21 protein-coding genes are annotated in these 26,323 nt (G+C 66.8%); 2 read left to right on the top strand and 19 right to left on the bottom strand.

The annotated features are described in order from the left end of the window. Window positions 1-24 precede the first annotated feature (24 nt). The 14 genes from tagF to U1E69_RS13575 all read right to left on the bottom strand — a co-directional run bounded on the left by tagF (window position 25) and on the right by U1E69_RS13575 (window position 18,380). Window positions 25-561 carry a type VI secretion system-associated protein TagF gene (tagF, locus tag U1E69_RS13640; RefSeq protein ID WP_322244922.1) on the bottom strand — a complete coding sequence of 179 codons (537 nt, stop codon included), beginning with the start codon at window positions 559-561 and terminating at the stop codon, window positions 25-27. Beyond that, window positions 543-4,073, bottom strand: coding sequence for a type VI secretion system membrane subunit TssM (gene tssM / locus U1E69_RS13635; RefSeq protein ID WP_322244921.1), 3,531 nt, complete (start codon window positions 4,071-4,073; stop codon window positions 543-545). Before tssM ends, tagF begins: the two co-directional genes overlap by 19 nt. Beyond that, the gene (gene icmH, locus U1E69_RS13630; protein ID WP_322244920.1) at window positions 4,074-5,528 is read right to left on the bottom strand and encodes a type IVB secretion system protein IcmH/DotU; all 1,455 of its coding nucleotides are present in this window, start codon (window positions 5,526-5,528) and stop codon (window positions 4,074-4,076) included. Beyond that, entirely contained in the window at window positions 5,525-6,856 is a 1,332-nt protein-coding gene (gene tssK / locus U1E69_RS13625) for a type VI secretion system baseplate subunit TssK (protein ID WP_322244919.1), read from the bottom strand. Before tssK ends, icmH begins: the two co-directional genes overlap by 4 nt. A gap of 32 nt (window positions 6,857-6,888) precedes the next feature. Further along, complete coding sequence (gene tssJ, locus U1E69_RS13620) at window positions 6,889-7,347, bottom strand: type VI secretion system lipoprotein TssJ (protein ID WP_322244918.1); 459 nt, start codon at window positions 7,345-7,347, stop codon at window positions 6,889-6,891. Beyond that, window positions 7,337-8,848, bottom strand: a complete 1,512-nt coding sequence (tagH, locus tag U1E69_RS13615; RefSeq protein ID WP_322244917.1) for a type VI secretion system-associated FHA domain protein TagH — start codon at window positions 8,846-8,848, stop codon at window positions 7,337-7,339. The genes tssJ and tagH overlap by 11 nt, the downstream gene beginning before the upstream one ends. Continuing rightward, window positions 8,845-9,873: a type VI secretion system baseplate subunit TssG gene (gene tssG, locus U1E69_RS13610; RefSeq protein ID WP_322244916.1), complete on the bottom strand. Its 1,029-nt coding sequence runs from the start codon at window positions 9,871-9,873 to the stop codon at window positions 8,845-8,847. Before tssG ends, tagH begins: the two co-directional genes overlap by 4 nt. After that, on the bottom strand, window positions 9,837-11,702 hold the full coding sequence (tssF, locus tag U1E69_RS13605) for a type VI secretion system baseplate subunit TssF (protein ID WP_322244915.1): 1,866 nt from the start codon (window positions 11,700-11,702) through the stop codon (window positions 9,837-9,839). The genes tssG and tssF overlap by 37 nt, the downstream gene beginning before the upstream one ends. Further along, window positions 11,702-12,433: a type VI secretion system baseplate subunit TssE gene (gene tssE / locus U1E69_RS13600; RefSeq protein ID WP_322244914.1), complete on the bottom strand. Its 732-nt coding sequence runs from the start codon at window positions 12,431-12,433 to the stop codon at window positions 11,702-11,704. Before tssE ends, tssF begins: the two co-directional genes overlap by 1 nt. 36 nt (window positions 12,434-12,469) lie before the next feature. Further along, window positions 12,470-12,946 carry a type VI secretion system tube protein Hcp gene (locus U1E69_RS13595; protein WP_322244913.1) on the bottom strand — a complete coding sequence of 159 codons (477 nt, stop codon included), beginning with the start codon at window positions 12,944-12,946 and terminating at the stop codon, window positions 12,470-12,472. A 41-nt stretch (window positions 12,947-12,987) separates the two neighbouring features. Continuing rightward, complete coding sequence (gene tssC, locus U1E69_RS13590; protein WP_322244912.1) at window positions 12,988-14,499, bottom strand: type VI secretion system contractile sheath large subunit; 1,512 nt, start codon at window positions 14,497-14,499, stop codon at window positions 12,988-12,990. Between the two features lie 3 nt (window positions 14,500-14,502). Further along, window positions 14,503-15,027, bottom strand: a complete 525-nt coding sequence (gene tssB / locus U1E69_RS13585) for a type VI secretion system contractile sheath small subunit (RefSeq protein ID WP_322244911.1) — start codon at window positions 15,025-15,027, stop codon at window positions 14,503-14,505. Window positions 15,028-15,057: 30 nt separating this feature from the next. Beyond that, window positions 15,058-16,200: an ImpA family type VI secretion system protein gene (locus U1E69_RS13580; RefSeq protein WP_322244910.1), complete on the bottom strand. Its 1,143-nt coding sequence runs from the start codon at window positions 16,198-16,200 to the stop codon at window positions 15,058-15,060. Between the two features lie 74 nt (window positions 16,201-16,274). Beyond that, window positions 16,275-18,380, bottom strand: coding sequence for a serine/threonine-protein kinase (locus U1E69_RS13575; protein ID WP_322244909.1), 2,106 nt, complete (start codon window positions 18,378-18,380; stop codon window positions 16,275-16,277). A 154-nt stretch (window positions 18,381-18,534) separates the two neighbouring features. Between U1E69_RS13575 and tssH the strand changes: the two genes are divergently transcribed. Together tssH and U1E69_RS13565 are read left to right on the top strand one after the other, a co-directional pair. Continuing rightward, on the top strand, window positions 18,535-21,243 hold the full coding sequence (gene tssH / locus U1E69_RS13570) for a type VI secretion system ATPase TssH (protein ID WP_322244908.1): 2,709 nt from the start codon (window positions 18,535-18,537) through the stop codon (window positions 21,241-21,243). Between the two features lie 11 nt (window positions 21,244-21,254). Beyond that, window positions 21,255-21,659 (top strand): hypothetical protein, encoded by a 405-nt coding sequence (locus U1E69_RS13565; protein ID WP_322244907.1) that lies wholly within the window; start codon window positions 21,255-21,257, stop codon window positions 21,657-21,659. Window positions 21,660-21,764: 105 nt separating this feature from the next. Here U1E69_RS13565 and U1E69_RS13560 read toward each other — a convergent pair whose 3' ends face one another. Genes U1E69_RS13560 through U1E69_RS13540 form a run of 5 tightly spaced genes read right to left on the bottom strand, consistent with a single transcriptional unit; the run spans window position 21,765 to window position 26,309 of the window. After that, entirely contained in the window at window positions 21,765-22,421 is a 657-nt protein-coding gene (locus tag U1E69_RS13560; protein WP_322244906.1) for a hypothetical protein, read from the bottom strand. Continuing rightward, on the bottom strand, window positions 22,418-23,149 hold the full coding sequence (locus U1E69_RS13555) for a hypothetical protein (protein WP_322244905.1): 732 nt from the start codon (window positions 23,147-23,149) through the stop codon (window positions 22,418-22,420). Before U1E69_RS13555 ends, U1E69_RS13560 begins: the two co-directional genes overlap by 4 nt. A gap of 1 nt (window position 23,150) precedes the next feature. Further along, window positions 23,151-24,170 carry a DUF4150 domain-containing protein gene (locus U1E69_RS13550; protein ID WP_322244904.1) on the bottom strand — a complete coding sequence of 340 codons (1,020 nt, stop codon included), beginning with the start codon at window positions 24,168-24,170 and terminating at the stop codon, window positions 23,151-23,153. Then, window positions 24,167-25,252 carry a 3-oxoacyl-ACP synthase gene (locus U1E69_RS13545; RefSeq protein ID WP_322244903.1) on the bottom strand — a complete coding sequence of 362 codons (1,086 nt, stop codon included), beginning with the start codon at window positions 25,250-25,252 and terminating at the stop codon, window positions 24,167-24,169. The genes U1E69_RS13550 and U1E69_RS13545 overlap by 4 nt, the downstream gene beginning before the upstream one ends. Next, the gene (locus U1E69_RS13540; RefSeq protein WP_322244902.1) at window positions 25,245-26,309 is read right to left on the bottom strand and encodes a DUF2169 family type VI secretion system accessory protein; all 1,065 of its coding nucleotides are present in this window, start codon (window positions 26,307-26,309) and stop codon (window positions 25,245-25,247) included. Before U1E69_RS13540 ends, U1E69_RS13545 begins: the two co-directional genes overlap by 8 nt. Between the last annotated feature and the right edge of the window lie 14 nt (window positions 26,310-26,323).

Raw genomic sequence — 26,323 nt, 5'->3', positions numbered from 1 at the left:
GATATTTGGGCAAATGTGAAAGGCTTACGCCGTGCCGAGAAGCTGCCGGAGTGCGGTTTCCGGGGTGGCCGGGTCGGTGGTGACAGGCGGGTGCGCCTGGGTCCAGAGCTGCATCGGGCCACGGGCAGGGCCGCCCGGCGCGGGAGAGGGCAGCGCGTCCAGGGCGTGCCAGAGAGCGTCGGGGTCCAATGTCTCGGGCTTGAGGGCCAGGGCTGCGTCGCACCAGGGGTCGATCCGGGGGGGCGCAAGGTCGCCATCGGCGATCAGAAGGAGCGAGAGCGGGAAATGCCGGCCGGCCTTGTCGCGGCTGGGCAGGATCACGCCGGCGGCAAGGCGACCGCCCGAGGGCAGGCGGAAGCGCAGGCCGCCGGGTGGGAAGGTGTGGCCGTGGCGCTGCAGATGGGCGATGTGGCGGGTCAGCCAGAAGTCCCAGTGCTTGCGGAAGGCGTCGGGCAAGCCCCGCCAGACGAAGTCGCCCGTCGCGGGAAGCTTGCCGAAGACGGCCGCGTCTGGGCGCTGGTCGGGGCGCTGGTCTGGGTGGGTCAGAACTTCGTCGGGCATTTGAAGTTGCCGAACATCTTCAGATCGAAGGGGTTGTCGACCGAGGCCGCGCGCAGCTCGAACGCGGCGGAGAAGCCCGAAAGGCCGAGGCTGAGGTTGAAGACCTCGGGCAGAGCCGTGCCGGAGAGGCGACCCTTGCGGATCAGGCGCAGCCAGGTCCAGGAGCCGGTTTCCGACGTCAGCAGTTCGCCGGTTCCATCAGCGGGCTGGAACGACAGCGAGATGAGGTTGGTGCCGTCGGGGCCAGGCCAGGTCATCGGCATCGGTCGCGTGGCGGCGTTGAGGTAGGTCAGAAGCTGTCCGTCGACGTTGAGGGTGACGGAGGCTGCGTTCGGGGTCAGGTCCTTCGCCTCAAGCGTGAAGGCCATGACCGGACCCGAGCCGCCGGGGAAAAGGCCGTCGCGGATCGACCGGGCGCGTTCGAACGGGGAGAGCAGCGCGCCATCAAGACCGAAATCGGCGCGCCAGGCCCAGGGTTTCACGGTGGTGTCGATGTAGGGCAGGAGGTTCTCGGTCACGAAGGTGTCGATCCGCGCGCCGGGGGCGAAAAGCTCGCGGAAGTCGGCGACGTTGACGTCGATGGCCGAGGCTTCGTCGAAGGGATAGCGGCCCTCGGTGGCCTTGATGCAGAAGTCGTAGACATCGGCGCGCCAGCGGTCGTTGAGCTGGCTGATCACGGCGTCGCGGGTCACGGCGATGGTGTCGCCCGCGATGCCCGCGACCCAGTCGTCCAGCGGATCGGGCAGCGCCTTGGCGGCGTTGGCGACGGCTCCGGTCAGTTCCCCAAGGCCGCCACGGGCGAGGAGGGTGGCTTCGGGGTCGGGGGAGTTCATCGCGCTGGCGAGTTCCTTTGCAAGGCCGTCAAGCTGCAGGCCGACATCGTCGAGGAGCGGCGGCAGGCCATCGACTTCCTCGATCGCCGCCTTCAGGGGCGCGAAGTGCAGGGCGATGTCGGTGCCGGGGGGCGGGCCCTCGATGCCACCGGTCGAGGTGGCCAGCTTGCTGCCCGCCTTCAGGAGTTTGCCGACCTTGCCCAGCTTGGCGGTGGCCTTCTTGACCACGCCGTCGGCGGCGGCGTTTTCCTCTTCCGGGATAACGCGGGTCAGGTCGACCTCGTCCACCACGGCGCGGACAAGGCGGCGGAGGGTGCTGTCAGGGCTGGCGAGGTCCTTCATGTTCGCCGTCGCCGTGGGCAGGTCGGTGATCGGGGCCAGGCGGATGTCGCGCAGAAAGCCGTTCCACTGGGCGATGAAGTCGTCCTGGTAGAGCTTCAGGATATCGGTCTCCAAAGTGGCGACCGAGGCGTCCGAGCTTTCCGCGCAACCACCGGCGAAGACCTGCTGGTCAAGGGCGGCGGTGGCGGCGACCTCGGGGATCAGGGGCAGGACGGTGGTGTGGAAGCCGTCGTAGGTGAAGGCGCCGGGCAGGCCGACGCGCAGGGTCTTTTCGGAGATGCGGGTCAGGACGCGGGTGGCGTTGGGGCCGGCCTTTTCCGCCGGGATCCATTCGGGCAGGGCGGTGACGGAAGGGTCGGAGATGAGCGCGCTGTAGGCGCGGGCGGCCAGCGGGATGGTGCAGATCGATTGCAGCGCCTGCTGGACAAGGGCGTTGTCGGGGGCGATCTTCTGCTCCTCGGACCCCATGCGGTCGATGGCGGCAAGCTGGTGTTCCAGAGCGGCCTCGGTCGGGAACGGGTCGATGGGCGCGTACAGGGGCAGCTGGTCCTGCCACCACTGCGCGGCAAACTCGCGATCATAGGGGGCGAGGCCGGTCATCATGTAGTAGACCTTGAGCGCGCCGAGGAGGTATTCGGGGTCGCGGATCTGGCGCCACATCGTGGCTTCCAAAAGGGCGACCATCCGGGGGTCAAGGATGTTGCGCAGGCCCCGGTCGTAGGCGATGCGCTGGGCCTCGGCCAGTTCGGACCGTGCCGTGGGGCCGATCCAGGTCAGGGGCGAGGCCGGGACTTCGGTGGCGGCGGCCTTGATCTCGGTGACGCCTTCCAGCGCGAGTTCCAGGTCGAGGGGGTCGGTCGGGGCCTGGCGGGCGGCGACGTTGGCAAGGCGGCCGGAGAGGTCGGCGAGCTGGCGTTCCTGGTCGTCGATGCCAGCGGAGTAGCGGAGGAAGGAGAAGAGGAAGACGAGGCCCGCGATCAGGGTCACGAGGGACGCGCCTGCGATGGTGCCGCGCCAGATCCATTTGCGGCGTTCCTCGGCGGCGGCGTCGAAGGTGCCAAGACCGGCCTCGGGGAAGATGAGGTCGGTCAGCATGTTGCGCAGGAAGTAGGAGCGCTTCTCGCCGAAGGCGCGGCGGGTCGGGCTGTCGGCGTTCAGGCCGAAGGAGCCTGCCAGTTCGCCGACAAGCCGGTCGATGGGCGATCCTTCCTGGGTGGCCGAGGTCAGGTAGAAGCCGCGCAGCCAGGGGCTTTCCTCATACCGGCTTTCGCCGAAGACGGTGTCGATCAGAAGCTTCAGCGGGGCTTCCAGGCGTTCGACCTGGGCGGGGAAACGGAAGACCTCGGCCCGTTGCTCCAGGGCCACATCCTCGGCCATGCGGGTGGTGAGGCGGGTTTCCAGGTTCGCCAGCAGCGCCTTCGTCTCGCGTTCGATGGTGGTGCGGTCGATGCGGGCGTCGGTGGGAAGTGTCGCGCCCCAGACCTGCTCGCGGTCCTTGGTGGGAAGGGTGCCGAAGAAGGCCTCGAACCCGGGGACAAGGTCGACCTTGGTCAGCATCAGGTAGACCGGAAGCTGGATCTGCAAGCGTTCTCGCAATTCGGACAGGCGCTTCCTGATCTCGCGCCCGTGGTCGCGGACGGCGGCATCGCCTGCCAGAAGTTCCTTGAGCGACAGGGTCAGGATCACCCCATTCAGCGCCCGCTTGCCCCGGTGCTTCTTCAGCATGTCGAGAAAGCCCAGCCATTCGGCCGAGTCGATTTCCGGGTCACTTTGCTGCTGGACGTAGCGGCCGGCGGTGTCGACCAGGACGGCGTCCTCGGTGAAGAACCAGTCGCAGTTGCGGGTGCCGCCGACGCCTTTCAGGTCATCCGAGAGGTCGATGGGGAAGTGCAGGCCCGACTGGCGCAAGGCGGTGGTCTTGCCGCTGCCGGGCGGGCCGATGATCACATACCACGGCATGTCGCGCAGGAACTTCTTGCCGCCGAGTTTCGACCGTTTCATCTCGGTCAAAACCTGCGCGAACTTGCTGTTGATCTCGGCGACGTTGGCCTCACCGGGAAGCGCGACCCTGGGGCGCTCGGGCTGGGCCAGTTCGGTCACGAACAACTGGTTCTTCTTCGCGGCGCGAAGCTGGGCAAGGAGGAGGGAGAAAAGCCACAGGACCAGGATGACGGCGATGACGATCATGCGGACGAGGTCGTCGGCCAGGGGGACCATGTCGCCCACGGACACCAGCGGCCCGAACAGCCAGATCAGCGCGCACAGAAGGGCGACGCCGATGAAGGTCCACAGGCGGCGGGAGAAGAGGAACCGGAAGATGGCTTTCAACACTTTCATCTAGAGCTTCTTCTCGATCTTGATCTCGATGCGGCGGTTCTCGGCCCGGCCTGCCTTGGTGCCGTTGTCGCCCACAGGTTCGCTGTCGGCGCGCCCCTCGGCAGCCAGCAGGTCCGCAGGGACCCCGGCGGCGGTCAGAAGGTCGGCGATGGTTTTCGCGCGGGCCTCGGACAGGCCCTGGTTCGACGCGAAGGGGTTCGAGGCCTGGACAGGCACGCTGTCGGTATGGCCGATCACGGTGATCTTGCCGATGACCTCGATGTTCTCGGTGATGCACTGAGCCAGCGCGGTCACGAGGGGGCCGTAGACGTCGTTGATGTCGGCCTTGGCGCTGCGGAAAACCTCGGGGTTCGATCCGCGCAGGGTAAGGAAGGCCAGGCCCACATCGTCGCGGCCGGACAGAGCGGTGGCGGTGTCGGCAGGGGCCTTCGCCAGACAGACGGGGACCAGTTCAAGGACTACCGGTTCGATCTTGATCTCGGGCGCGGCGGGTTCGGCGTTGGTGCGGACCGGGCGGAAGATCTCGGCCCGGTCCGGGGGGGGCAGCAGGCGGGCAAGGGCGTAAAGCTGCGTCGACTTGTTCGACAGCTGGATGCCAAGGCCGACATAGATCGCGGTGATGACGGCGACGGCGCCAAGGCCGATGGTCCAGAGGGGGACGGCGAAGCGGGGTTTTTCGTCTGGGGCGATGACGCCTTTCCAGTGTGGCGAGAGGGGCGCGGCCTCGGCTTCCGGGTTGCGGATGGCGCGTGCGATGGCGGACCGCATGGCCAGAAGGGCGGCATCGCCAGTGCGGCCTTCGACGCGGTACTTGCCGCGGAACCCCAGGTTCAGGCAGTGAAAGCCCAGCTCCAGCATTTCCGGGTCGCGGTTGGGATAGCGGAGCAGTTCCTCCAGCCGGTCGAAGAACTTGGTCCCGGCGTCAACCTCGCCCGACAGGCCCACGACCAGCGGTTGGCGGGGCCAGCTGGAATGACCGCCCCAGGGGGTGTTGAGCGCAATGTCGTCGACCAGCGCCGCGACGAACCACGCGGCCTGATTGGCGCGGGTCATGGGTACGCCCATCCCGACGGCGCTGTCCCGCGCGTCGACCAGGTTTTCCTGCAGCCGCAGCCGCAAGCCTTCCGCATTGGCCGGGGGCATCGCGCGTTCCAGTTCCGGCGCAAGCTCCAGAAGCGAGGCGAAAGCGACGATCAGCGGATTCGGATGCGCGCGGGTGAGGCGGGGTTTCGGGGCGCGCTGGCCGGTGTCGGGCGGGGTGCCGAAGCCGCCGGACTGCCCCCCGTAGCTTTGCCCCCCGTAGCTTTGCCCGCCATAAGGCTGCGGCGGCTGGGGTCTATCCGCCCCGAAGGTCGGCGGTTGCGGCGTGGTGGCGGGCGCACCGGACTTTACTGGCCGGATGCGGGTGCGTCCGGCGTCGTTGGAAAGGCCGAAGGGATCGTCCGGGTCGCTCATCGGTTCACGGCGTAGCAGTCGATTTCGGGTTCACGGTCCAGGGCCCCCGACACGCCGATGACAAAGCCGGGCGCGTCGGTCAGCTGGGCGAAATGTTCGGACTTCTGGTCAAGCTCCAGACACAGGCGCTCGCCATCATAGGGGATCTCGCGCGGCTGCGAATGAAGCGGTTTCAGCGGGATGCCGGGCAGGCGGGATTTCCACAGCTTCTCGAAGGCGTCCGCCGCGCCCACGGTGGCCTGGGAGACGAAGATGCGGCGCAGGCTCTCGTCCGACATGTCCGAGCCGATGCGCAACACGATCCGGCTGGTCTTGAGGAGGTCGGGGTTGTCGATCCGGACTTTCCAGATGTTCTGGGCATGTCTTGCCACCTGCAGCGCGCGGGATTTGGGTTCGACATGGCGCAAGGACAGCATCAGTGACCGCAGCGTGTCGGCCAGGGCCGCAAAGGCGGGCTGAGGGTCGAGGTGATCATAGGCGGGCAGGTCCGACAGGCGGCGGGACGACGACCCATAGGTCGCCATCCGACCCGCCAGCCCCGCCAGTTCCATGAAGAACTCCGACGGGTGGTGCAGGTTCTGCGCCAGCATATGTGCGATGCGCGGGCGGGCAGAGTTGGCAAGTTCCAGCAGCAGAAGGTTCTCGATCGACCGCCCCGCGCCGCCCAGGACCAGCTTGCCATGCGCCTCGGCGATGCGGTCAAGGCCGGTGACGACCTCTTGCGCCAGACCGGCATACCAGGGGTTGGCCGACAGACAGAGGGCCGGGGCAAGCGTGCCCTCGGACACCGCGACCGAGCCGTCGGCCCGCAAGCCCTCGACCCGGGCGACGGGAAGGGCGACGTAGCCCGCCGCGTCCTCTCCCGGCAGGATCAGGCGGGATGACAGGCGGGCCACCTCAATCTCTTCTGGTTCCGCGCCACCCCGAATGGCGTCGCGGACGGTCTGGATCGCACCGTGGTAGCGCAGACCTGCGGGCTCGGCATGCGCGGGGTCGATGGTGGCAGCACCGGGGCGTTCGAGGGGGATCGCCAGCGCGACAAGCCCCGCCATGTCGGCCTTGATCGGCACCGGGGCAGGGGCGGACATCGTGTCGGGGATCGCGAAGGGCGTGCCGTCGGGGAAGATGCCCGAGGCTGACGCGATGGCAACGCGGCCCGCGTCCAGCGCAGGCTTGTCCAGCGTCAGTGACCGAAACCCCCAGGCCTGCAGGGGGGCGGCCTGCAGCGCACCGCGCACCAGGCCTTCGGTATAGCGGTCCTGCTGCTGCAGGTGCTGGGTGCGCAGGAACAACCCTTCGGACCAGACGACCTTGTTCTTGTCACTCATTCTTCAGTCCTGTTCCTGCGCATGTGCGGCGATCACATCGGGGTCAGCTTGATCCCGCTGGCGGTCACGTCAAGCGCGAACGTCACCGCATCGGTCGGCGAGACCGAGGACTTCGCACGGAACTGCTTGCCCGCCGGATCACGGAAGCCCGCAACGACGGCGATCATCGCCGTGGTGGCCTCAAGCGCCACGGTCTTCGTCGCCTTGCCCCCGGGGGCCAGCGTGATCGTGTCGGCCTTGACGAGGTCGCCGCCCAAAGTGGCCGAGGCGTTCTGCAGCCCGAAGAAATCGGCCCCGTCAAAGGCCCCCGAACCGCGCCGTTGCAGGACTTGCAGCGTCAGCGGGCGGTCGGCACCGTCCGGGCCGGGGTTCATGCCCGCCGCGCCTTGCGCGACGATGGTCACCGATCCGGGGCCGGCAGGGGCGCAGGACACCAGCAGGACGGCGCTGCCGCCGATCAGAAAGGCACGGCGTGGAAACTCATGGGTCATTGGTCTTCTCCCTGTTGCCTTCATATGCGTCGCGGAAATCGGCACCCACTTCGCCCAGGAACCGGTCCTCGGCAGCGCGGGCAATGTCCTTGTAGCGGTCGGTATAGGCCTTCCAGAGCTTGGCATTGCGCCCCCCGGAGAGCAGGCTTTCCAGCATGCCAAGGTCTTCCAGGTCCTTTTCCACCGCCGCCGGATCGAAGCGGTCGATCATCCGGCGCAGCGCGGACTGGACCCCGACCCAGGACCGGACCTGATGGTCGGCCAGATCGCGGAACGCGCCGTTGATCGCGGTGTCGGGGTCAAGGTAGCCGGGTCCCTTGGAAGAGACCAAGGCCGCAATCGCCTCGTTCGTGGTGGCCAGGAACTTGAGCGGGTTGACGTCGGTGTTGCTGATCACTGTCTGCGCCACGCGGGCGTTCTGCTTTTCCCTGGCGCGGGTGCGCAGCATCAGCAACAGGCCTTCGACCAGGAGGCGGAACCGCTGGCCCATCGCCTCCATCTCGGCTTCTGGGTCAGTGGCTGTGCCGGGGGCTAGGCCCAGTCCCCGGAAGAACGCGTCGCGCAGGGCGGCATCGGTCGGGGCAGGGGCTTGCGGCGGTACTGGTGCAGGCGGGGCTGGTGGAGGCGGGGCCGGTTCGCCACGCTGGCGGGTGCGGTTTTCCTCGTCGATGACGGGGGCAGCGCCGGGGGCTTCCGGGATCGGCTGAAGCGGTTCGGCGGCCTGCGGGTACCGCGCGGTCGGTTCGGGCGCGGGCGGTTCGGGCGCGGGGGGCGGGGGCTCTGGGGCGACGGGCGGCGGCATGGCCCACCAGTCGTCCGAGGCCGGGGGCGTGGCGGGCTGAGCCGAAGGCGCTTCCGGCGCGCGCGGTTTGGCAGGTTCGTCGAAGAACGAGCCGAAGCCGAAATCCGTCCCGCGCGGGGCAATGGGCTCGGGCACGCTGCCCGCAGGACGCCCGGCAACAGAGCGGTCCAGAGTGAATGGATCGTCAAAGAGAGGCGGCGGTGCGCTGCGGTCCGGCCCCGTGTCATAGCGGCGGGCATCTGTGGGGCCGGTCTCGAAAGGTTGCGGCAGGCCCTGCGGGCGGTGGACGGGCGGCGGCGGCGTGACGGGGGCCGAGAAGAATTCATCCTGCGTCAGCTGACGCGGAACGGGGGCGTGCGTGCGGGGGGGGGCGACCGGGGTGGCGGCTTCGATCTCGACCCGGATCACCGTGTCGCCAAGCCGCAGGCGCATCCCCGTTTCCAGCCGCGCGGCATTGCCGGGGCCAAGCGGCTGGTCCTTGCCGTCGATGAAAAGCCCACCGCGGCTGGCGTCGGTCACGATGAACTGCCCGGCCTCGCCCGTGATCACGCAATGCTTGCGCGAGACATACATGTCGGGATCATGGATCTGCCACGAACATTCCGCCCCGCGACCAATGCTGAATTCGCCCCCGGGATGCCGCATCTCGCGGCGGTCCTGGGGGTGGGGGCTGTGCTCGATGGTCAGGCGCAGGGTCATGCGGCCTCCACCTGGGCGATGCGGGTGAGGCAGAGGTCGTCGGCATCCAGCTGGCGTTTCGGCGCAAGCCAGGCGGTGCGGCCAAGCTGGCTGTGGCCCAGTCGGGTGGCCGGGATGTCGTCTTTGGCAAGGACGAGGCGCAGGTTGAACTCCATCTCGCGGCCCATCGCATGCCGGATCGCGTGACGCAGCCGACCGACCAGATCAGGGTCGGCAAGGAACTGGGCAAAGCGGGGCAGCGGCAGCGGGCCGACCCGCACTTCGACCAGCGTCTGGCGCTGGAAGCTGCGGGCGCCGATCACGGCGGACCGGCCCAGCTGGGCGTGTTGCCGACCAAGGCGGGATTGCAGGCGGTGCGGCAGTTGCGTCCAGGTGCCCAGGAACTCGACCAGCGACACAGGAGCCTCCAGCACGTCGCCGAGATAGGCCGTCAGGCGTTCGACGCTGTGGACCTGACGGCCAAGCCCGGTGGCGTGGCGCAGTTTCAGACGGGTCCGGGCGTCGGGAACCCGGGGCTTGGTGCCGGGCAGGCTTACCCCGGCCAGGGCCTCGGCCAGCGCCTGCACCCGGCCTCCTGGTCCATGTTCGATCTGTACCTCGGGGCGAGCATCGGCCCAGGCGCGCCAGTAAAGCGCCATCATCCGGTGCTGCAAGAGGTTGCAAAAATCCAGGAACGTCGTGTCCGAGGCCGCATCGCTGCCCTCGCTGAACCAGCGTTCGGACAGACGGCTCAGCACCCAGCGGGTAAGGTGCAGGGGCAAGGCCCCCTCGGGGCCAAGCAGGCCCAACACCTCGACATCGACCTTGGGCGGCGTGCCGGGGTGAAAGCCTGAAACGTCGCGGGTGCCGAAGGTCAGCCGCGCGCGCTGCCCCAGGCGCGCGGGTTCCCTTGACGGACCACCCGAGCGGCCAAAGCGCATCTGGTCGCGTTCCAGCCGACGCAACAGCTCGAAGAACCCCATGCTTTCGGGCGAAGGCACATCCCCGGTCAGATCAGGGCGCGGTTGCCCGGCGTCATCGGCCACGAGACGTCCTCCTGTCTTTGCATGAGATGGGTTTTTGTGCGCACGAACGAGTTGATCGCGGCGTTGCGGGCAAAAAGCTGGTTCAGAAGCGCCGACAGAAGCAACACCGAACCACCGGCCAGGATCGTTTCTTCGACATCAAGCGTGATCTCGACGCCGTGGCCAAAGCAGATCGGCCCTGGGATGCCCAGACGCTCGACCACCTGGCGCGACCGGACCCGGGTGATCGCGCGGGCGTGGCGCGACAGGGCGGGGTCCCCGCGGCCGGCGTAAAGGTCCAGCATCGCGCGCAGGGGCTCGGCATCCTGGCCCGGCTCGGCCAGGGACAGGTGGTTCAGCGACAGCTGCGCAACCAACCGCCACGCAAGGTCATCCAGCTGGCTTTCCCCGCCCGAGACGATGTTCGGCAGGGCCGAAGCGACCGACGAACGCGGCCGGCGGAACGGGGCGATCAGTTCGATCCGGCCAACCGGGTCGCCGGTTTCCAGTGAAAGCTTCGGGTTGTCGTCCAGGATCGGCAGATCGCGGTTGGTGCACAGGGCGCGGATGTCCAGCCGCCGGATCGCCTTGGTCACGGTCACGTCGGCGGGGCGAGCGATCGAAAGGAAAAGATCGTCGCCCGTGTAACTGGTGCGGGTCTGGCCGCGTCGGATCTCATCCTCGCCGGGGCGGCGGGGACGGCGCTCGGTGGTATAGACCAGGCCGGACCCGCGGTGCTGGCCCACCGAATACAGTGGCTCGACCCTGGCTTCGGGGCCGTCGCTGTCCGCGTCCTCGACATTGGTCAGCCGGTAGATTTCAAAGTCGCGCGGGCGGGTGCGGTCGGCGTGAACGACATGGGCGGCGGAGCGGCCGTCGATCTCGATCACGTTGCACTCTTTTTCGAAAAGGTTGACCAGCGGCGTGACGAACAGGCGGAAGTCCTTCGCGGCGATGTCCGACAGCTCGGGGCGCGCGGCGTCAAGGTAGACGACGACCTCGCACGGGCCAGAGGTGCAGGTGCGCAGCGCCGGGTTCAGCCCGTCCAGCCGCAGATAGTGAAAGCGGTCGGGCATCAGGAAATATTCCCGCATCAGCCGGTAACCTTCGAAGGACGGGCGGACGCGGGGCAACAGGCCCTCGCGGTCGCTGACGCCGACGAGGGAAGGACCGGTCAGCGGCTGTGCCTTGCCCTTTGGTGGGCGGGCGACGGCCAGGGCCCCGTGGCCAAAAATCGCGTCGAAGATCGCGCCCCCCCGGCTGCCGCCCACGAACCACAGGTCAAGCCGGTCAAGGGAAAGCTCTGCCAGACTGCCCGGTCCGACGCGGGTCAGGGTGAAACGGAGTGCGGCTTCCGCCTCGGCGTGGTCCAGGCCCGCGGCATTCATCGCGCCCCGGTCCTGCAGGTAGTCCACCTTCTCCAGCGCGATGGGCCACAGCGTGACATCCTGCGCGGTGGTGTAGGTGGCGCGGGTGGCGATCCCCTCGCGGTAGGCGGCGACGGACCGCGTGCCGCGCTGGACAAGGTGGCCGTCCAGCATGGTCTGCACCTGGGGGCCGGGGTGCAGGACCGCCATCGTCATGGCGGGTGCGGGGCACACAAGGTCGGGGTAAAGCTCATCCAGCAGGTTGCGGACATAGCGGCTGCTTTCGGCATCGACCTTCAGCCGGGTGCGGGCCGACAGGTAGGCCACGCCTTCCAGAAGGCGTTCCACGTAAGGGTCGGGGCAGGGCACCGAGTCGAGCGACAGGTTCCGGGCGACCGTGGGGTGCAGGGCCGCAAACTCGGTCGCAAGCTCGCGGATATGGGCGAGTTCGTCTTCGTAATAGGCCAGGAAATTGCGGTCCATCACGCGTCCTCGACCACTGTGGTGGCGCGTCCGTTGTCCAGGTCGACCATCGTGGACAGCCGCAGGCGTTCCGGGACGGGCGACAGCAGAAGCATCGCGTCGACCTCGATCTTCATGCCCGCCCGGTCACGCTGGTCACGGCCACCCGGGGCGACCCTGACGCGGATGCTGTCGCGCTTGAGCCGCGGCTCGAAGACGGCGATCACTTCGCGCAGCTCTTTCGCCAGGGCGGCAAGGTCGAAGTCCGCGATGCTGCGCCCCGAGAAGGACGGCACGCCGTAATTGATCACCGACCGGCGGACATGGGGAAAGTCGGCGATCATCTCTTCGGGGGTCTCGTAGCCCTTCCGTTCAAGGTCCGACAGTTGCAGCCCGGATTCGAACCGCTCGACATTGAACAGCGCCTCGATGTCGCGGCGGACCGCCTCGCGCAGGACCGAGGCGCTGACCACGATGCCGCGTTCCTCAAGGAACGCGCGGCGGGCCATCTGGGTCAGAAACAGATGCAGGTCGCGCCGGGTGTCGTCATCCAGGTCGGCGTCCCCCTGGATCGCGCGCGCACCGCCGACCAGGACGGCCTGGACCTTGTCGGCCCCGATCCGCGCCACCAGATCGGCGCGCTGCCGGTCGGTTTCCGACACGATCCCGGGCAGATCGTCCACAAGGCGGTCCCACAGGCTGGGTTGGACCGCCTCGCGTCGTGACTGGGGTGCCAGGGTCGGATCAGACATCGCTGGGTTGCCTCATCCTTCCGCGGCCTGCCGGTTTCAGACCTGCGCCTTGAGATCGTACTCGAACTCGTTTTCACCGGAATCCGAGTGGTCGGAACCCAGTTTCTTGTAGACCGACTTGATCTTGGCATAGTTCAGGCTGACGCTTTCCATCGGCGTCTCTCCGCCCGACGAGGCCGAGTAGGACGAGATGAACACGTCGCTCAGCTCGTAGGTCAGGAAGGTGAACCCGTCCTCTCCGTTATCGCGGACAAAGGAAATCATCACCGTCGCCAGCGCCTTGCCCTTGGACATGGCCACCAGAATGTCGTTGGTGGAGATGTCGACGGTCTTGGTGAAGGTCAGTTCCGAAAAGTTGGGACGGCTGGTTTCGCGGATGCCGCTGGTGAACGAGCCGATACCGCGCCCGACGCCCCATTGCAGCGATGATGCGGCGATGTGGTCCTCGTATCCCACCTGGGTGCTCTCACCCTTGATGCCATTGCCGAGGTCGATGAAAATTCCGGCTGCCATAGCTTAACTCCTTCAGGGTTGATGTCTTGGGGGTTTGAAAATCATCCGTTCTTGACCGAAGGCAGTTCGGACACCAGCCGCAAGCTGGCGTTGATCCCCTCCAGTTGGTAGTGCGGCCGCAGATAGAACCGCGCCGCGTAATAGCCGGGCCGACCCTCGACCGAGTCGACCTGGACTTCCGCCTTGGCCAAGGGCCGCTTGGCCTTGGACTTGTCGTCCGCCAGTTCCGGGTTGGCCAGAACATAGCGGTTGATCCACTCCGACAGCCATTTCTGCATGTCGCCGCGTTCCTTGTAGGTCCCGACCTTGTCGCGGGCGATGGCCTTCAGGTAGTGGGCGAACCGGCTTACCGGGAAGAGATAGGGCAGGTTGGCCGACAGCCGCTCGTTGGACTGGGCATCGGGGTCGACCAGACGCCCGGCGCGGGTTTCGTCGTCCTGCAGGCTGTGCGCACCGATGAAGGCCGCGATGTCGGTGTTCTTGCGGTGCAGGATCGGCATGAAGCCAAGCTTGGCCAGTTCCGCCTCGCGCCGGTCGTCGATGGCAATCTCTGTCGGGCACTTCATCGCGATCGACCCGTCGTCTGTCGGGAAGCTGTGCACCGGCAGGTTCACCACCGCGCCACCCGATTCCACGCCACGGATCTGGGTGCCCCAGCCATAAAGCTTGTGGCTGCGGTTGATGTTCACGCCCATCGCGAAGGCCGCGTTCATCCAGACATAGTGGTCATGCTTGCCGTCGATCTCTTCCTCGAAGGCAAAGCCCTTCACCGGGATCGTCGCCGCGCCGTAGGGCAGGCGGGCCAGGACACGCGGCATGGTCAGGCCGATGTAGCGGGCGTCTTCGCTTTCCCGCAGCGATTGCCAGCTGGCATAGTCGGGCGAGGACACGATCTGCTGCAGGTCCTGCGGGTTCGGCAGTTCCTGCCAGCTTTCCATCCGGAAAAGCTGCGGAGCAACCGCCGCGATGAAGGGCGCATGCGCACTGGCGCAGATGCCCGACATGTTGCGCAGAAGGCCCACGTCGCGCGGATGGTGGCTGAACTCGTAAGCGCCGACGATGGCGCCAAAGGGCTCGCCGCCGAACATCGAGTATTCGTCGGTGTAAAGCTTCTTGAAGATGGGGGACTGGTCCCACATCTGGCCCTCGAAATCTTCCAGCGTGTCGGCCAGCTGGTCCTTGGTGATGTTCATCACCCGGATCTTCAGCTTCTGGTCGGTCTCGGTGTTGTTGACCAGATAGTGCAGACCACGCCAGGTGCCTTCGATCTCGCGCACTTCGGGGGCGTGCATGATCTCGTTCATCTGGGTGGTCAGAAGGCTGTCGATCCCGGCGATCAGGTTCTTGATCGACTTGACCGCATTGCCGGAAATCGTGGCCGTGCCAGACCGTTCGGTGGCGGCCAGCGCCAGGTTCTGCACCAGCGCGTGCAGCTTCTGGCTTTCGTCTTCCTTGACACGAAAATCCTTTTCAAGAAGGTCGCTGAATTCGCCCAGATCGACGGCCTGGGCCTCTGCGACACCGGCGGACGCCTGCTTTTCCTGTTCGGCCATTCCTCAGCCCTCCTTCTTGGTGGCTTCTTCGGCGACCTGCTGCAGCAGGGGCTCGTTCTGCAGAAGCTGGGCGATGCGCTTTTCGGCGTTCACCTTGCCGTCCATGTAGCCGAGAAGTTCTTCAAGTTGACGACGCATCTTCAGAAGCTCGGCCAGAGCGGGGACCTGCTCGGCGACCTTGTCGGGCGTGAAGTCGGACATGTTCTTGAACGTCAGGTCGACGAACATCTCGTCATCCGCCGCACCGTCCTTGCCGCCAAGGCGGTTCGGGACGCGGGCCTTCACGCGGGGGGCGAGCGCCTCCATGAACTTGCCGAAGCGGCCTGCGTCGACGTCGACAAAGGTGCGGTCATTGACGGGCTTCATCGCCTCTTTCGTCTCGGACTTGCCCGCAAGATCGGCCATCACGCCCATCACGAAGGGAAGTTCGATGGTCGTCGGGCTGCCGTAGTGTTCGACGTCGTAGGCGATCTGCACACGCGGGGCGCGGTTGCGTTCGATCACCTTTGCCTTGCTTTCACTTGCCATGTCTCAGACCTCTCCTGACTGTCGTGCGGCCTATTGCGCGGCCGATTTCTTGTCGTCCACGCCGGCGACGTTCTTGAATTCCTTCATTCCGCTTGGGGCGATCTCTTCCATCAGCTGCAGGAAGTTCATCGGCACCATCTTCCGCATCCGCCGCGCCAGATGCGGGATCGGGCTGGAGGGTTCGGTGCGTTCGTAAAAGTCGATGATCATGTCGAGACAGCGCTCGACATCCCGGCGCGAATTGACCGAGCCGGGGATGCCACCCTGGGCGGGGGCCGGATGGGCGCCGTTCAGGGCAGGCGCGGGCAAGACTGTGTCAGTCATGGCGGTCGCCTCGGATGGGGTGGGGCTGGTGGCGGTCTGGGCCCGGGCGGCGGCAAGGGGCGCGGTCATGCGGGTCAGGATCTTGTCCAGTTCCTTGAACCGGACGCCGACGCCGTTTTCCATCACCCGGGCATTCAGTGCCGCTTCCAGCCGGGCCAGAGCGGCGCGGGCGGCTTCGATGGCCTGAAGAAGGGCTGACAACTCCTCGGGCCGTTCGGCGGCCTGGGCGCGGCAAGCCGCCGTCACCCGGTTCTGCAGCGCCTCGTGCCGGGCCAGATGCTCGGCCACTTCGCGTTCGCCAAGGCCCGAGGGCAGTTCGCCCTGCGCCTGATTGCGCGTCAGCCCCCCGGCAGAAAGGTCCGACCCGGTGATCGGTCCGATGCCGCGCGGGCTGAAGACGACTGCAAATTCCAGGTCGCACAACAGGCCGTTGTCCCCGTTTTCCAGCTGGAACAACGAGTTGATCCGCCGCGTCGCCGCCTCGCGCGCAGAGGCGCTTTCGCGCAGAAGGGGGTGGACGCTGTCCCAGAACCCTTCGACCGTCGCGGTCAGCAGGTCCAGGCCTTGTGCCAGCCCCGCAAAACCCTCGGCACCCGACAGGCTGCGCACGACGATGACCAAAAGCCGGATGTCGCGGCCGGTCGCCGCCAGGTCGACCGCCTGATCAAGCAGGCCGGACCAGTCGATGTTGACGCCGCCGATGCCACCACTGCGGACATTCTCCATCCGGGCGGCGCGCGCGGCTGGCTCCAGAATCCGCTCGATTCCGTGGAATCGCGCGTCGTTGCGCAGGTCCTGCCCCGAGGCATTCCCGTCGCCCAATGGAACCAGGAATGGTTCAAGGTCCATCTGTGTCCAAAGCCTTCTGCGAAACGCGCAATCCACAATCTACGCGGGCAAGTCTTGCACCACTTGACTTAAAGTCAAGGTCTTGCATCGATGACCCTTGAGGCGATCGAAACGATGTTTCCCGGCTCTTCGCGCAGGATGTCCGCCAGGGCCTCGGCGAAGGAGGCGACGGACTCGTCCTTGGGTCTACGGATGCCGAACAGCGAGGTTTTCGACAGAAACGCGATCACCTCGGACTTGCCGAAGCTTTCCTCGCTGACCACGGTGCCAAGAAAGCCGCGCTTCGCCTGCAGGTCCTCGACCGAGAACAGGACCCGGATACGGCGCTGGCCATTCACCACCTCGCCGACGTCGGTGATCTCGTGCGCCTCCTGCTGAAGGTTCGGCAGCAGGTTGTAGACGGACCCGGTGTTGTCGACCACGACGACCCAAAGCGACAGGCCGGTCAGATCGGCGGGGGCCAGCACCTCGGCAATCGGGTTTTCGCCGGCGCGGTAGATGCCCGACAGGTTGACGTCGCCGGTTGCCCCATCGCCCAGCCAGATCGTCAGGTCGTCCGATTCAAGCGGCGGCAGCACCTTGCGGATCGCGCAGAGGTCGGCGTTCAGGATCGTCGCGTCGATGCGGGCCGTGCGCTCGCCGATCCCGGCGTCCAGAACCCCTTGCAGCTTGTCCCGCGCTGCTTCACTGTCCAGCGCGCCCGAAACGACGACCGTTTCGCCGATCGCATAGCCCGACGCGGGCGGCTGGTCGGGGCCAAGCGGGCCGCAAGTGGCAAAGGGCTGGATCATCTCCTCGACCGTGGCGACGGGCAGGGTGCGGGGGCCAGGCACGATGTCGACGCGGGCGGTCAGCCCGGCCTGCCGCGCCCAGTCCGATATCGCCGTGGTCTTCCCCGCGGCAAGGTCACGGCTGTCGGCCAGGCCGTTCACCATGACCGCCGTGTCGGTCACCGCAATCTCCCACTCCGCCAGCCCCTGCATCAAGCCAAGGCCAGTCACCACATGGCTGACCCAAAGCGCATCGGGCACACCGGCCGCAAGCGTCACCGATCCTTCGGGCGCGGGCGCCCCGGCGGCCCCGGCGAAGGCCTGGCGCAGCAGCGCCGCAGCGGTCTCATCGGGGGCATTGGCAGCGAAAGCGGACCCCTGTGGGCCGAAGCTTGCCGTCAGTTGGTAGGGCGCCGCCACGGCAAGTGGCGGTTCGCTGATCCCGCCGAGAAGCCCGGCATACCAGGCGCCGCCTCCCATCAGGCCCAGAAGCAGCACCACCAGCAGCGCCAGCGTCCCACCCCGGCCCTTTCGCGGCTGACCTGCGGGTGAAGCCTGCCGCCCGCCCCGGGTCGAGACCGGCTTCAGCGCCTGGTCCAGCCGGGCGACCACCGCCTCGGCACTGGGCGCGCGGTCCGCCAAGGCGGGGGCGGAGAGCCAGTCGATGAGGCCTTTCAACGGCTCCGGCACGCCCTCGGTGTCCAGGTGCGTCTGCTTGCGGCGCACGATCTCTCCCGGCGTCGATCCGCCGAACGGCACCTGACCGCGATAGGCCGCCAGCAAGGTCGCCCCCAGCGCATAAAGGTCCGACCGCTTTTCGGCCCGCCCCTCCAGCTGCTCGGGGGCGGCGTATTCGTATTTCCCGGCGAATTCGTTGCCGACGATGGTCTTCGCCCCGGCCGAGGTGTCCTTGGCGATGCCGAAGTCGATGATCGTCGCCTTTTCCGGCGCCCCGTCGCGCAGGACCACGTTGTCGGGCGACAGGTCGCGGTGGACGATGCCGCGGGTGTGGGCCGCGACCAGCCCCTCGGCCACCCGGTGCGCGATGATCATCAGTTCCCGCGGGTCCATTCGCCGCCGCATCATGATGTCGCTCATCGACGGGCCGTCGATGAAATCCATCACCAGGAAGACATGTCCCTGGTCGGTCCGCGAACATTCGGAATAGCGCACCACGGCGTCGTTGATGACGTCGCGCATCTGCTCTTCGCGCCGCATCAGCTGGATGTAGTCGTCATTCCCGGAAAACTGCGCATTCAGCGCCTTGATCGCGACGATCCGCCCCGAGATCTGGTTGCGCGCCCGGTAGACCTCGCCCGTGCCGCCACGGCCCAGCACGCCCTCGATCTCGTAGGTGTGGTTCAGCACCTGGCCCTGGCGGAAGATGTCGCCCGGAAGCGGACCGATCATGCCGCGCCTCGAAGGGTCTGGGTTTCGGTACCCGCGACAATCACCAAAACATTCGCCATGTGGAAAATTCCGGTTTAGATTGACCTTACGGAAAAGCCTGCGTCTTTCCGCCGTGATGAGCAAGCATATTCAAAACCGATAAAGGGCAAGAATTATGGCCCCACGTGGCGGCACCGAGACGATCAAGCGCAAAGAGCTTGTCGGCAAGCTCAACCCCGTATGCCTCAAGGCTTTTTCGGCGGCGGCGCAAACCGCCAAGGCGCGGGGCAACCCCTATGTCGAGCTGGTCCACTTCGTCGAGGCGCTGTCGCAATCGACGCGGTCTGACTTCGACATCCTTTGCGCCTCGGCCGGGGTCGATGCCTCGAAGCTGGCCGCCGACATCACCCGGGCCGTCGATGCGTTGCCGCACGGCGCGGGGTCAGTCGAGGAATTCTCGGACCATATCTTCCGCGCCATCCAGGAAGGCTGGACCTTCGGCAGCCTCGACTTTGGCGACGACACGGTGCGGTCGGCCTATATCCTGCTGGGTGCCCTGAAGGTCCCGGTGCTGGAAGGCCTTCTGTTCAAGATCAGCCTGGAGTTCGACAAGATCGACCCGGCGTCGATGTCCGGTCAGCTGGGCGATCTTCTGGCCGAGTCGGTGGAAGGTGCGAAGCCCGAGGCCGAGGCGCCAAAGGCCAAGCAGGCCCCCGGCGGCAAGTCGGCCTTGTCACAGTATGCGACGAACCTGACCGAGCGTGCCCGCGCGGGCAAGATCGACCCGGTGATCGGCCGCGACCCTGAAATCCGCCAGATCATCGACATCCTGATGCGCCGCCGCCAGAACAACCCGATCCTCACGGGTGAGGCAGGGGTGGGCAAGACCGCCGTCGTCGAAGGCTTTGCCCTGCGCCTTGCGCGGGGCGACGTGCCCCCGCAACTGAAGGCGGTGGAACTGCACATGCTGGACGTGGGCCTGATGCAGGCCGGGGCCAGCGTGAAAGGCGAATTCGAAAAGCGCCTGAAGCAGGTCATCGACGAGGTCCAGTCGTCCGAGAAACCCATCATCCTTTTCATCGACGAAGCCCACACCCTGATCGGGGCAGGGGGGGCCGCGGGGACGGGCGACGCCGCGAACCTCTTGAAACCGGCGCTGGCGCGGGGCGAGTTGCGGACCGTAGCGGCGACGACCTGGGCCGAATACAAAGAGCACATCGAAAAGGACCCCGCCCTCACCCGCCGCTTCCAAGTGGTGAAGGTCGAGGAGCCCTCCGAAGACGCCGCCGTCCGCATGCTGCGTGGCGTGGCGGGCGTTCTGGAAAAGCACCACATGGTCGAAATCCTGGACGAGGCGATCGAGGCGGCGGTGACGCTGTCGCACCGCTACATCCCCTCGCGCCAGCTGCCCGACAAGGCGATCAGCCTTCTGGACACCGCCTGCGCCCGCGTGGCCGTGTCCCAGCACGCCACCCCCGCCGAGGTCGAGGATATCGAACGCCGCCTGTCCTCCTTGGAGGTCGAACAGGGCATCATCAGCCGCGAAGAAGCCATCGGCATCGACGTTGGCGACCGCAAGACCGAGGTGGAGGCCGCGCTTGCAAAAGCTTCGACCGAGCTGGAGGCCGCAAAGGCCCGCTGGGACGCCGAAAAAGCGCTTGTCGAGGAAGTGCTTTCGCTGCGGGCCACCCTGCGCGGTGCTGGCCAGCCGGTCGACGAAACCGGTGTGACGGGGGAAACCCCGCCCGAAGCCTCCGAGGAAACTGCCGAGCCCGAGCCTCTGACCCCCGAAGCCCGGGCCGAGATGCTGACCACTTTGCGCGCCCGCATGGCCACGTTGGCCGAGGCGCAAGGCGAACGCCCGCTGATCCTTCCCGCCGTGGACCGCCTTGCCGTCGGCGCCATCGTCCAGGACTGGACCGGTATCCCGATGGGCCGGATGCTGGCCAGCCAGACCGAGCGCGCCCTGCAACTGGCTGGGACCCTGTCGGAACGGGTCGTCGGCCAGGATCACGCGATGGGCATGATCGCCAACCGCATCCAGACCTCTTACGCAGGCCTTGGCGCGCCGGAAAAACCCATCGGCGTCTTCATGCTCTGCGGCCCCTCGGGCGTCGGCAAGACCGAAACCGCGCTGGCGCTGGCCGAGACGCTCTATGGCGGCGAGCAGAACCTCATCTCGATCAACATGTCCGAGTTTCAGGAGGCGCACACCGTCTCCACCCTGAAAGGCGCGCCGCCCGGCTATGTCGGCTACGGCAAGGGCGGCATCCTGACCGAGGCCGTCCGCCGCCGCCCCTATTCGGTGATCCTGCTGGACGAGGTCGAAAAGGCCCACCCCGACGTGCACGAGATCTTCTTCCAGGTCTTCGACAAGGGCATGATGGACGACAGCGAAGGCCGCCGGATCGACTTCAAGAACACCCTCATCCTCCTGACCTCCAACGTCGGGTCCGAGGAGATCATGGCGATGACCGACGACGGCAAGTCCGGCGCCGATCTGGAGGAACTGACCGGCTCCCTTCGCGCGCCGCTGCTGAAGGTGTTCCCGGCGGCGCTTCTGGGCCGGGTGGTGACAATCCCCTACTACCCGCTCTCGGACCAGATGATCGAGGCCATCGCCGGCCACAAGCTGCGCGGCATCGCCCGGCGGCTGGAGGCTGGGCACGGCGCAGAACTGGTGATTGGCGCGGGCGTGATGGACACGATCAAGGCCCGCTGCACGGAAATCGAAAGCGGCGGCCGGATGATCGACGCGATTCTCACGAACACCCTGTTGCCTGAACTTTCCCGACAGGTCCTGAACCGGAAACTGGAAGGGGCCGAGTTGACCCGCGTCACCGTGACCGGCTCGGACGCCGGCTTCGCCTATGCCTTCGAATAGGGAGCACCGACATGCATGACGGAACCTTCCTCGGCCTGCAGGGCGTCCACCGCGCCCAGATCGTCGGCTTCGGTCCTGACAGCCGTCCCAGAGTGCTGATTCCAGCGCTGGGGGAGACGACCTTGCTGGCCCGGTCGCTGGTCCTGGTCCCGGCAGAAGCGGTGGGGCGGCAGGCAGCCGTGGTGATGATGGAAGAGGAGCCGCTGGTGCTGGGCCTGATCCAGCCGCTGGTCCCCGAGGTTGAGGCCGACGGAGAGAAGCTGGTCCTGGAGGCCCGGAAGGAGGTCACGCTGCGCTGCGGGAAGGCCAGCATCCACCTGACGGCGGACGGGCGGGTCACGATCCGGGGAACGCAGGTCCTGAGCCGGTCGGACGGCCCGAACCGGGTGCAGGGGGCCTCGGTTCAGTTGAACTGAGGGTGGAGTGTCCACGGTGGACAGTTTTTTGAGGTGAATGAAATCAAGGGGCTGGCTGCGGGCGTTAACGGTTCGGCAACCCAGCGATGGTCCGGGCAGACGGATCTAGTTCAGGAACAGATTGCCCTGACCCGTCCAGCGGGCAAGGTCGGCTTCCAGCGCGGCGGTCTCGGCGGCCTCGTCATAAGCCCTGTCGAAGTTCAGGAACCGGCGCGAGAAAGTTGGGCGCAGCGGGAGATCGTTTGACTCGATCGGTGTGTCATCCGGTCCTTTCCCAAGCGCTTCCAGCCGTGTGACAAGGGTCTCTACCCAGCCGTTGAAGGCAGGGAGACGACCGTAAAGCTTCTGCCCGTAGAAAAGCAGCCAGTCGGCGCGGTAGGCGATGTGCGACCGTTCGTCCCGGCAGAACAGCGCGTCGTTCACCACGATCAGGGTCAGGGCCAGCATCTCGCGCTGCGGTCCGCGCCAATCGGCGTCGTCCGTTTCGAAATACCGTGGGCCAGTCGTATCGGAAAAGCCTGCCCATGCCGACTGCACATAATCTCGAATCCAGTTTTCCGGGTCATGCGCGCCTATCCCCGCAACGATGCATTCGGCCGTTGCCAGACAGACGACAAAGGCCTGCGCTTCGCCCAAGGCGTAAAGCCGGTCCCGGTAGCCGGTATCGGCGGCGTCCTTCTCTTCGTGGATCTTCCAGGTATCCCACTTGTAGCCCTGGTCGGCCTGCGGCCCGATCTGCGCAAGGAAGCTGTCGAATGTCATAGCGGCCAGATCTCCCTGAAGACGGCTGCATGGATGAACGGGTTGGCCAGCATCCGCGGCTCGGTGGCAAAGGCGGAGAAGCGGGTGGCAAGGCTGTCCTCCGGGACAACACCTTCCAGAAGTTCAGCCGGCAGGGGCCGACCGCGAAACGCGCGGAGTCGCGCTTCTGCGAAGCCGTCCGGGTCCTCGTCCTCGTCGGACAAGGGCGGATGCGCGGCACTGGCGTCCAGTCTTCGGACAAGCGCAACGAGCCAGCTGTCGAACAGCGAACGGTGCGCGGGGTCAAGAAGATGGCGCGTCAGATGCACGAGATGAAAGCATTCCGAGACGGGTTGATCGATCGTCCCGCTCCACATCGGTGGATGCAGTGCATCGCCCAGAAGTTCGCGCAGGTTCCGGTGGGCCGAGAACAGCTTCGGCTCGTCGGGCGTGATTTCGCGGCGCAGCGCATCAAGGTCGATCAGCCGGTCATCGGGCATCTGCAGGAAGGCCGCTTCGCACAGGGCCATCGAGTTCTCGACCCGGAACGCGCCGCGCAGGCGCTGGAACCCCCATGCCGCAACGCCTGCCGCGATCAGGACCGTCCCGTTGTAGGTCTTTCCCAAAAGCGCCGAGTAGAGCGGGGTCTGGCTTTCCACGGGGCCGATATGCATGTTCGCGCCCTCCCAGGGGAAATCCAGGGGGCTGTCGGCAATCGTCGCCGGGATGAAGGAGCTCAGCGTATCCATGTCATCTGGCCGCGTGCGGCGCACCCTTCTTGCAATAGAGGTCCTTCACATCCTTCGGCTCGGACCCTTTTTCGCCCTTCACGCAGACCTTGATCGTCATGCAGCCATCCTCGCCGCCGACGGCGCAAAGCAGCTTCTGGCAGTGTTTGCAGGCATGCTGGCGTTTCGACTTCGGTCGCGCCGTCTTCCAGTCGATCGCCAGGATCAGAGTGCCGCCTGTCGCCTTGCCCGGGCCGTCCTTGAACAGGTCCTCGATGATGCGCGCCTCGGTGTGGCTGGTATGCGGGCGCATGTTGGCCTTGGCCTGCTTGTACATGTGGCCGCCGCAGGCCTTGCTTTTCTTGCCCTGCGCCGCGCCGTCGCTGGGATGGGGGGTAAGCCCCTGCGACATTCCCGCAAGATAGGCCGAATCCGCCTTGTTTGAACAGGCGCGCACATAGGACGCCTTCTTGGCCCCCTTCTTGCGAAAGACGCCGTGGGTGATCGTCGACTTGGTGGCCCCGGCCTCCTTGCCCTTGCTGGCCATGTCGGACCGGACGGCCTTGTTCGCCTCGTCCAGCTTGGCGCAGGGGTTGTCGCTGGCCCCCATTCCGGCCGCCGCCTGGGCTGCGCTGACCCCCACCGAGCAGTTCCCGGAGTTCATGTGGTTCTGCGTGGTCAGGTCGGTGAATCGTTCCGCTCCTCCGCCTTCGAAGATGACGTCGAAGGAATAGGCGGCGAACTTCAGCGGGCCGGTGATCTTGTGCGTCACGACGCCCGCGCCAAAGCTGTTCGTCGCGGGCTCATCCCCGGTGGTCTTGGAGTATTTCGAGGCGTTCTTCTTCCCCGCTTCCTTCCCTTTCACGAAGACGCTGGTGCAGCCGTCCGTGGTGTCCGAGGCCATACCGGTCAAGGGATAGGGGATCGGCACCGGCCCTGCCGGTGGCGGCGGCGGCGACATGCAGACGTCGGGCATGGCGGCGATGGTCTTGTTGGGCGTCGCCTTGCCCGACACCTCCAGCCCGTTGGCAAAGACGCTCATGCCCGCATCTCCGCCGTCAGCGCCACGCGGCGGCCGTCGTCTTCGCCTGCAAAGCACAGGGCTCGGTTCTGGGGCAAAAGGCCTGCACGGCCCATCTCGAAGGCCCAGGCAAGTTGGGCGGGCATCAGCGCGGCGCCGATCTCGCCGGCGTATTCGATCAGGTTCCAGTGTTCCGTATAGCCGCGCGGGCGGCGGGAGCGGCCTTCGGGCGGGGCGCGGTCAAGGCGCATCTGGGCCATCATCTGCTCCTTGAACTTGAAATGCTCGCCGTTCAGGTCACCGATCAATGCGGGGAAATCATAGAACGGATTGCCCGTCACCGCCAGCGCGGCGCGGATCGCTTGCGTCAGGCCCTGGCCGGTCACCGCCTGCTCGCGGCTGCCGCCGTCGCGGCTGGGCTCAAGCCCTGTGCCCATGCCGGTGATCGCCAGCTCCGGGCCCTGTACGGCGCCGGTGCGGGCGACGAGGATGGCAGAGGCGGCCTCGCCCACCGTGAAGCCCGAGGTGTTGGCACCGCAGAGAAGGCGGTTCCTGGCGATGTAGTGTTCCACGATGACCTGCCGCAGCAGGCTTTCGACGCCGACCAGGATCTGCAGCGGATAGCGGTCGGACTGGCGGGCGGCGGTGGCCAGCAGGTGGGGCAGGCCTGACCGGCCCCCGCCGATGACGCCAGAGCCGGGGGGGAGGGGGCGGCCCAGCTTGCGGGCCAGGCCATCGAGGAGCAGGGTTTCCAGATCAGCGGGGCGACCGGGGCGGTCCTTCGGCGCGACAGTCATCAGGATCGGGATGTCCGCGGCGGCGCGGCGGAGGGCGGAGGGCAGGTGGGCGACCTGGGCCAGACATTCCTCGATGGGAGGGGTGGCAAGATCGGGCAGGAAGGTCGGCCCCTCCCACCACTGGTGCGCGGCGACGCGGAAAGAGCCCAGGTTCGCGCCGGCCGTGGGGTCCCAGAGATTGCCGATCTCGGACCCAATGATCTGGCCGCGGATGCCGGCGATGGTCGACGGGCCGTCGGGACCCAGAGCGGACCAGATGCCGTAGCCGATGACCGACAGGCCGGGGGCGATGCCTTGCTCAGCCATTCGGGCCGCCTTTCACGCCGCCGGGCCAATGCGAAGCGCCCTCCAGCGGGCGTTCGACGATGAGGGCTCGGGCGAATTCGTGCAGGTCACGCTCGGCGGTGATCCGGGTGCGCCAGGTCAGGCACATCACGCGGTCTTCGGGCAGGAAGAGGACGGTGTCGAGATTGGCGATGCGCTGGGTGATGCGGCCGGACTTCCGTTCGAAGGTCACGACGATCTGGGTGCGGGGGATTTCGCCGGAAAGGCGGCCCTCGGGCGAAAGGTTCACAAGCTCGACCGGCTCGCCGCCCACCGGATAGGGGATCTGCTGGTCGGGGGCCGAGGCCTGGAAGTAACGGTCGTCGAAGTCCATCGGCAGAAGCGGCACGCGGTTGTCAAGCCAGACCTGATCATAGGTTCCGGCATACTGGCGCCGCGGCATCCAGGTCCGACCGAGGGGGCCGAAGGCCATCGGGGGGAAGCCCCCATCGGGGGACACTGCGTCCGCCCCGAACTCCGAGGTTTGCGCCAGGGGCTTGCCTTCGCGATTGACCGAGTTCGGATAGTAGCCAAGGCCCACCGGGTTTTCGGGGTAGGTCTTGGCCAGGGCCGGGGTGTCGGCCTCGGGGTCGATGCCGCCATAGGCGTGGTCATAGCCGATGTCCTGCACCAGGAAAGGGCGCTTTTCCGACGGCATATGTCCAGCTGCACCCCGCAGCCAGATGCGGCTGCCATGAGCCGTGAACTTCTTGGCCCAGCCGCCCAGCCGGATGCCGACATCCACGCTGGTCACCGGCTCGCCGCGGGGGGCATGGGCGCGGGCCTGGGCCAGGACGTCGCAGCGCGGGCGGAAATGGGCGAAGTCGGTCTCGAAGACCGGGGCGTCCCAGGCGGGCTCGGGGCCGAAGACGTCGGCCTCGATCAGGGGCAATTGCCGGGACGCGACGTAGCTGGGTGCGGTCCGGTCGGGGGACAAGGTGATGGTCGCGCGGACCACCAGGACAATCTGTTCATGCCCCTGCTTGTCCAGCGCAAGGGTGAAGTTCGCGGGGAAGGGCGTGGTGTTTTCCAGCCTCATGCCCGCCCTCGTAT

The sequence above is a fragment of the Tabrizicola sp. genome, assembly GCF_034366665.1.
Lineage (GTDB): Bacteria > Pseudomonadota > Alphaproteobacteria > Rhodobacterales > Rhodobacteraceae > Tabrizicola.
This window is presented reverse-complemented; position numbering and strand designations above follow the sequence as displayed.

What these genes read in the sequence shown, in the direction of transcription:
- tssE (WP_322244914.1), bottom strand. Translation starts at nt 12,433, where the DNA reads ATGTCTGATCCGACCCTGGCACCCCAGTCACGACGCGAGGCGGTCCAA.
- U1E69_RS13560 (WP_322244906.1), bottom strand. Translation starts at nt 22,421, where the DNA reads ATGACATTCGACAGCTTCCTTGCGCAGATCGGGCCGCAGGCCGACCAG.
- U1E69_RS13550 (WP_322244904.1), bottom strand. Translation starts at nt 24,170, where the DNA reads ATGAGCGTCTTTGCCAACGGGCTGGAGGTGTCGGGCAAGGCGACGCCC.
- icmH (WP_322244920.1), bottom strand. Translation starts at nt 5,528, where the DNA reads ATGAGCGACCCGGACGATCCCTTCGGCCTTTCCAACGACGCCGGACGC.
- tssH (WP_322244908.1), top strand. Translation starts at nt 18,535, where the DNA reads ATGGCCCCACGTGGCGGCACCGAGACGATCAAGCGCAAAGAGCTTGTC.
- U1E69_RS13565 (WP_322244907.1), top strand. Translation starts at nt 21,255, where the DNA reads ATGCATGACGGAACCTTCCTCGGCCTGCAGGGCGTCCACCGCGCCCAG.
- U1E69_RS13545 (WP_322244903.1), bottom strand. Translation starts at nt 25,252, where the DNA reads ATGGCTGAGCAAGGCATCGCCCCCGGCCTGTCGGTCATCGGCTACGGC.
- tssM (WP_322244921.1), bottom strand. Translation starts at nt 4,073, where the DNA reads ATGAAAGTGTTGAAAGCCATCTTCCGGTTCCTCTTCTCCCGCCGCCTG.
- tssK (WP_322244919.1), bottom strand. Translation starts at nt 6,856, where the DNA reads ATGAGTGACAAGAACAAGGTCGTCTGGTCCGAAGGGTTGTTCCTGCGC.
- tagF (WP_322244922.1), bottom strand. Translation starts at nt 561, where the DNA reads ATGCCCGACGAAGTTCTGACCCACCCAGACCAGCGCCCCGACCAGCGC.
- tssJ (WP_322244918.1), bottom strand. Translation starts at nt 7,347, where the DNA reads ATGACCCATGAGTTTCCACGCCGTGCCTTTCTGATCGGCGGCAGCGCC.
- tssC (WP_322244912.1), bottom strand. Translation starts at nt 14,499, where the DNA reads ATGGCCGAACAGGAAAAGCAGGCGTCCGCCGGTGTCGCAGAGGCCCAG.
- U1E69_RS13580 (WP_322244910.1), bottom strand. Translation starts at nt 16,200, where the DNA reads ATGGACCTTGAACCATTCCTGGTTCCATTGGGCGACGGGAATGCCTCG.
- tagH (WP_322244917.1), bottom strand. Translation starts at nt 8,848, where the DNA reads ATGACCCTGCGCCTGACCATCGAGCACAGCCCCCACCCCCAGGACCGC.
- U1E69_RS13540 (WP_322244902.1), bottom strand. Translation starts at nt 26,309, where the DNA reads ATGAGGCTGGAAAACACCACGCCCTTCCCCGCGAACTTCACCCTTGCG.
- tssB (WP_322244911.1), bottom strand. Translation starts at nt 15,027, where the DNA reads ATGGCAAGTGAAAGCAAGGCAAAGGTGATCGAACGCAACCGCGCCCCG.
- U1E69_RS13595 (WP_322244913.1), bottom strand. Translation starts at nt 12,946, where the DNA reads ATGGCAGCCGGAATTTTCATCGACCTCGGCAATGGCATCAAGGGTGAG.
- U1E69_RS13575 (WP_322244909.1), bottom strand. Translation starts at nt 18,380, where the DNA reads ATGATCGGTCCGCTTCCGGGCGACATCTTCCGCCAGGGCCAGGTGCTG.
- U1E69_RS13555 (WP_322244905.1), bottom strand. Translation starts at nt 23,149, where the DNA reads ATGGATACGCTGAGCTCCTTCATCCCGGCGACGATTGCCGACAGCCCC.
- tssF (WP_322244915.1), bottom strand. Translation starts at nt 11,702, where the DNA reads ATGGACCGCAATTTCCTGGCCTATTACGAAGACGAACTCGCCCATATC.